This window comes from Streptomyces graminilatus, from assembly GCF_001418565.1.
GTDB classification, from domain to species: domain Bacteria; phylum Actinomycetota; class Actinomycetes; order Streptomycetales; family Streptomycetaceae; genus Streptomyces; species Streptomyces graminilatus.
Map to the genome: position 1 here is coordinate 1 of NZ_LIQQ01000782.1, position 5,258 is coordinate 5,258.

The 5,258-nt window shown below is 67.8% G+C and carries 6 protein-coding genes; 3 read left to right on the forward strand and 3 right to left on the reverse strand.

Translation table 11 applies throughout. From position 1 onward, the window contains the following. Window positions 1-73 precede the first annotated feature (73 nt). The 3 genes from AOK08_RS41505 to AOK08_RS41515 all read left to right on the forward strand — a co-directional run bounded on the left by AOK08_RS41505 (window position 74) and on the right by AOK08_RS41515 (window position 3,339). Window positions 74-319, forward strand: a complete 246-nt coding sequence (locus tag AOK08_RS41505; RefSeq protein ID WP_055535708.1) for a hypothetical protein — start codon at window positions 74-76, stop codon at window positions 317-319. A gap of 79 nt (window positions 320-398) precedes the next feature. Beyond that, window positions 399-935: a hypothetical protein gene (locus AOK08_RS41510; RefSeq protein ID WP_055535709.1), complete on the forward strand. Its 537-nt coding sequence runs from the start codon at window positions 399-401 to the stop codon at window positions 933-935. Between the two features lie 1,552 nt (window positions 936-2,487). Continuing rightward, window positions 2,488-3,339 (forward strand): hypothetical protein, encoded by an 852-nt coding sequence (locus tag AOK08_RS41515; protein ID WP_079054582.1) that lies wholly within the window; start codon window positions 2,488-2,490, stop codon window positions 3,337-3,339. Window positions 3,340-3,373: 34 nt separating this feature from the next. Here AOK08_RS41515 and AOK08_RS41520 read toward each other — a convergent pair whose 3' ends face one another. The 3 genes from AOK08_RS41520 to AOK08_RS46295 all read right to left on the reverse strand — a co-directional run bounded on the left by AOK08_RS41520 (window position 3,374) and on the right by AOK08_RS46295 (window position 5,046). Beyond that, window positions 3,374-3,829: an NUDIX domain-containing protein gene (locus AOK08_RS41520; RefSeq protein ID WP_055535710.1), complete on the reverse strand. Its 456-nt coding sequence runs from the start codon at window positions 3,827-3,829 to the stop codon at window positions 3,374-3,376. Between the two features lie 465 nt (window positions 3,830-4,294). Then, a complete protein-coding gene (locus tag AOK08_RS41525) occupies window positions 4,295-4,684 on the reverse strand; it encodes a DUF6300 family protein (RefSeq protein ID WP_055535712.1) in 390 nt (129 codons plus the stop codon). Window positions 4,685-4,893: 209 nt separating this feature from the next. Further along, window positions 4,894-5,046: a hypothetical protein gene (locus AOK08_RS46295; RefSeq protein ID WP_157877037.1), complete on the reverse strand. Its 153-nt coding sequence runs from the start codon at window positions 5,044-5,046 to the stop codon at window positions 4,894-4,896. Window positions 5,047-5,258: the final 212 nt, after the last annotated feature.

Consider the following 5,258-nt stretch of genomic DNA (forward strand, 5'->3'; position numbering starts at 1 on the left):
CTATAGTTCTCATGAGGCCGGGCCAAGTCGCCGGCCGACCCCATCCATCCGCAGCGCACTCGGGGGGACACGCATGTCCGCGACCGCCACGAACACCAGGTCCGGCCTGATCGCCTCGGCGGTCGCCACGCCGGGTCTCACCCGGCCGCATCTCATCCGCATCTGCGACTTCGAGACCACCGGAGACCAGCAGGGTGGCACCTGCGTCCGTTGCGGAGCTCACGGCGAGCTCTCCGCGCTGCGGAACCTCGCGCCGAGCGCGTACGGCTGCCAGCCGGGCATTGAGCCGTTCGTCAGCCCCGCGCCGCTCTGGCTGTAATCACCAGCCCCACCGGGCGGGCGCCCACTGTGCGCCCGCCCTTCCAGTCCCCCGCACCTCTCCACCGAAAGGGCTCACCATGACGCACTCCGCCGCCCCCTCCGTCGGCTGGTACCAGTACAGGGGTTCAACGGGCGGACGCGGCCTCAGTGAAGCGCACGTCGTCCATGCTCAGGCTGACCACAATCCGACGGAGTACAACGACGACGAGTCGCTCACAATCACCTTCAGCCGCACGGGCCGGACCACCCACTACCGGCCCGCCACGGCGGACGACGTGACGGAAATCAGGGCGGAGAACCGCGCCAGGATCGACGGCAACGCGCGGCTCGGTGTGGCTGTGGCGGAGTTGCTCCGGACCTCGGGTGTCTGTATGGCCCGATGGATGCAGCGTGGAGGAAGCGGCGTCTACGTCCACACCGCCGGTAGCGAGGTGGCCGTGTGGTGGTGGTACTCCACCGAGGCGGAGCGAAAGGACTCTCCCGCTCCTTGGACCGGCGGAGAGGGCGAAGGTGTGCGAGCGCAGGTTGTCGCCGTCTTGGACGGAGCCGGGCTCCGCTACTCGTCCAAGGGGTCGGACCTCGTGCTGACCATCGAAGACAACCCGAAGATCTGACCCCGTCGACGAAGGGACCTTGCTGTGCCCATTGACCCGCTCCTGGACTTGCTCGACCGCGCTGCGAAGGGGGATGCGGCGGCGGCCGCCGATTTTCGGAAGGTGCGGGCTGCGCGCGTCCGGGCCCGTGAGCGTTTCAGCGAGAGTGGTCGGGCCGCCGCGTGGCGCATGATCCGGGCCTCCGAGTAGAAGCACTGCCCCGCCCTCTGCCCTGTTCAGCGAGACCCTGAACAGGGCACCCTCTTTTGTCGCGTTATGCAGCGATCCTTGGTGGGGGAGGTGCCGCCCCCATGCGGTACGCCGATTCCCGGCTATGGCCCGCAGGTGACACGGCCCACGGTGCCCCCCTCCTTCCGGGGTACGTCGCTAGTCCCCTCCTGGTTCATGGACGGTCGTCTTTCTTCGTCTCTTCCATCCGGCTGTCATCGTTGTTCTGTCCTGTCGATTCGATTCTCTCTGTTGCTCTGTTCCTCTGCTGTTCTGGTTGCACTTGTCCTTCTTCCGGTTCGTCTCCTCTACTCGCTTCTCTTGTCGTCATGCTTCCGATCTCCTTCTCTCTCCTTCTCTCTCCTTCTCTTCCTGCTCTCCCTCGTTCTCTCTATCTGTCTTCTTCTCTGGTGTCTTCATTTACTTTTAGGTCTCTTAGAGAAGTAGTCGGCGGGCCTCTCTCCCCTTGTCCATGCTCCTGACGTGCCGTTTCTCTGTCTGCGCGGGAAGGGGTGAGGCAAGTTGCAGAGCAAGTAGCAGGGAAAGTTGAGAGGTCTGTTGTAGAGCGCGTTGTGGGGCAAGTTGTAAGGCAATCCCCCGTCCGAGGGGAGGAGAGACCTCCTCCCCTCGCTTCTCTGTTGCCTGGCCTGCTGGGAGGGAGAAATCACTGTTCCCTGACTAGGCGTCGGATTTTGCAGGTGGGGGAGATTTCTCCGCCCTCGCGCTACGGGAGAGGAGAAATCTCCTGCCTGGGGCCTGGTGGACTGAGCGAATACTGGAGGGAGATTTCTCCTCCCGGACCCGTCGAGGGGAGATGTCTCCCCAGTCTCGCGGGGCGGGGGTGGCTTCCAGCGTCTTGGGCCGCGCGGTGTCCGTCGGCCTTCGGCTGCCGTGCGCAGGGGGCTGCACCGGGGCCGGCCTCTGAACTGGTGCTGTGGCGAGGCTTGGAGGAGCTGGCGATGCCGACGCCCCACGGGCGCGGCCACAGGCCGTCGGCATGAGAGTCGGGAAGTTCCGGTATCTGTGACCCATCGATGGCGCCGGACACGGGGCGGCGTGCGAGCTGGGGCTTCGGCCGGGAGCGGCGTGTGTGAGGCGCAGCGCCGGATTTCGGTGTTTCGGCTCGGTGCGCTGGGGCGTGGTTGTGGGTCGCGGGCTCAGGCGAGGACAGTCCGCGCTTCTCCGTCGCCGTCGTGTCCGCCTGCTCAGTCCGCAGGGGGTCGGCCTCGTCCTGGTCGTGGAGATCGTGGACTGGATCCAGGAGGCAGGTGCGGGCGGTCGTGTTGTCGAGGGTGACGGGAGATTTCCCCTCCCCGGGTGCTGACTGGTTGCTACGGTCCCGCTCATGACGCTGCCCGTGCCTCGTGCTGTCGACCTACGTCGGGAATCGCTCGACGGAGTGCTGGACCGTGTGGAGCGAGCGCTCCACGTGCGTCTCGCCCGGGAAACGGTGGTGCGCAAACGCCGGACGGTCGGCGCTCGGACGGATCGCGGTACCTGGGTGCGGATCGAGCGGCGGGGGTTTGACCGGATCGGTGCCCAGGGGTGGAACGGCCCCGAATCCGCTGCCGTTCTGAGCGGAGTCGTCATGCCCTCGTGGCATGCAGGGTTCGTATGGCGGGAGCCGGGTGAACCAGTGATGTGGCGGGCGGACGAGATGGAACTGGTCAACGCCTCGCCGGTCGGCCGGGCCGCTCTCGTGATCGAAGACCCTCGTCTCCCGGATGCGTGGTGGTCCGCGCTGGGCGCTTCTCTGGACGCGCTCGCTGCCCAGTCCGCGCCCCGGCTCGCCACGCCGGACACCGAGACCATCACCCAGGAGCTGGTGACCTCGGCCCTCGGGGAGGCCTTCCCCGAGGTGACCGACACGACGGTGGTGGAGTGGCGGCCGGCTCACGCCGATCTGACGTGGGCGAACGTGACCGGCCCGCCGTTCTGCATGATCGACTGGGAGGACTGGGGCATGGCGCCGCGCGGGCTGGACGCGGCCACGCTGTGGGGCAATTCCCTCGCCGTCCCGGCCTTGGCGGAGCGAGTGTGGAGCGAGCGACGGCCGGACCTGGAGTGCAGGTCCGGCCGGCTGATGGCGCTGTTCTTCTGCGCGAGGGTTGCAGGGCCGCACGCGGACCCCGCGGATCCCCGGCTGGAGCCGGCCCGGAAGGAAGCTACGCGGATCGTTGCTGGGCTTCACGATTAGGGGCAATGTCCCAGGCTGTCGCCCGCGTTGACCGTCATCCGGCCACTGGCCAGCCGTCGAACGAAAGGATCGAGCCCCCGTCCAGGTATCGCTTCACGGCGACCAGGGTGGTGTGCGTAAAGGGCTGCGGAAGGTCGTCCGGCGGCACCCACGCAATGGTGTCGTGCTTGTGCGGTTCCGCGTTGCGGGGAGTACCGCTCCAGCGCTCGGTGTGGAAGACCAGGGCCATGAACATCCCCGGGACCTCCTCTCCCCAGCGGCCATGGACGACGTGGACGAGGTGCAGGTCCGCCTCGGCGACCACGACGCCCGTCTCCTCCTTCAGTTCCCGTACCGCGGTGGCGGTGATCGGCTCCTGAGGCTCTCCCTTGCCGCTGGGGACGTCCCACTCCCCGGGCGCGAAATCCAGGTGACGGCTACGCCGCAGGATGAGGAGTCTGCCGTCGTCGGGATCCGTGACGAGAACGGCGGCGATGAGCCGCGTCGTCATCGGTTCGCTCTTCCACCGTGCCGCCGGCTGATCGGACTCAGTCAACCGCTTCCTCCAGACGATCTTGAGGGCATGGGAGTGCTATGCCCATCGCAGCAGACGGGTCAGTCTGCCGCAGAAGCCGTACGGTCCGCCTCGGTATTTCGCCGCACGTTCGCCCGGCAAATGACACCTTCGGGCGACCAGTTGGGGGCTGGTTCACTGGCCGGGCCGGTGCAGGGGGAGTTCGCGGATGCTCTTCGAAGCGCGCCGGGCGAGCCGAGGGCTGCCCCGGCGGTGACTGGCGTCGGAGCCGGGGCATCGCGCGGCACCCTTGGGGAATTGGAGCGGCGTAGCGGGCTGGGGAAGGGCTCGTCCTCTGCTGAGTGCGTGCAGGCTGGGTTCCGGGCCGGCTGTTGGGCTGCGGGCGGAGCGACAGGGTGAGGGCTGCGCGGACGCGGTCGTTGACGGTCGCGGAGCCGGGCCTCAGTTGTCTTCTGGCGGTGGGACTCGCTCGAAGCCGAGGGCGTGCATGGTCTCGTTCTCCCAGTCCTCGAAGAGCCGGGGCAGTGCGTCGGGGTCTCGGTCGGGGTCGAGGTGCCACCACAGGAAGGCTGCGGCGGCGGGGCGGTCGGTGTCGCAGGCGGGGCAGAGTTCCATCATCACGTTGATCATTCCCGGCCCTTTCCAGATCAGCGTCAGATCGCCGCCGCACCGGGAGCACCCTTGCCGTGGCCTGTCCGCGTTGCTGCGACGCGCGTAGGCCGCCAGCTGCTCCAGCTGTTCATCGCTCGTGGAGTCGAGTGCCCCGTCGATGTTCATGAACCGGGTGAACGAACCGTCAGGACGTACGGAGTAGCGCCAGGTGAGGGACATGCGGACCGCCTGTTCGAGGGGAGCGTGACGCGGATGGACACGATCCGTCCGCCTGCGGCCCGGCGTCAAGGGGACGGCGAGGCTGTCCAGACCCGCTGGGAGGGCGGTGAATGAGGGCGGCGGCGACGCCCTCGGCGTTCCGCAACCGGTCACAGCATGAGGTCGGTGTTCGTGCTCCGCCGCCCCCGGATCGGACGCCGGTCGGCGCCTCAGGACTTGGGAGGGAGGGTGAGGGTGACCTCACCGGCGGTGGTCTTGAGGGTGAGGGTGGTCTCTCCGCGGCCGATGGCGCGATCGATCTTCTTGATCTCTGCCCAGGTGAAGCCCACGCGGCGGTACTTGTTCCGCTGTCTCGGCCGCATGTGCTGGATGTCTTCTTTTGAGGCTGTGGTCATCCCCGGGTGCCACGGCTGGGCCGGGCCGCTAGTCATCGTGGGCATGGCTGTCCTCTCTCACCCAGATCGGCGGCGCGTCGTCCGCGTAGTGCTCCCGTGCCCGCGGCTGGAGCTCGGTGGCCGTCGGCGGGATGAGGGCCTTGGCGGGCCGCTCGGGCGGGGCATGGACCACCGTGTGC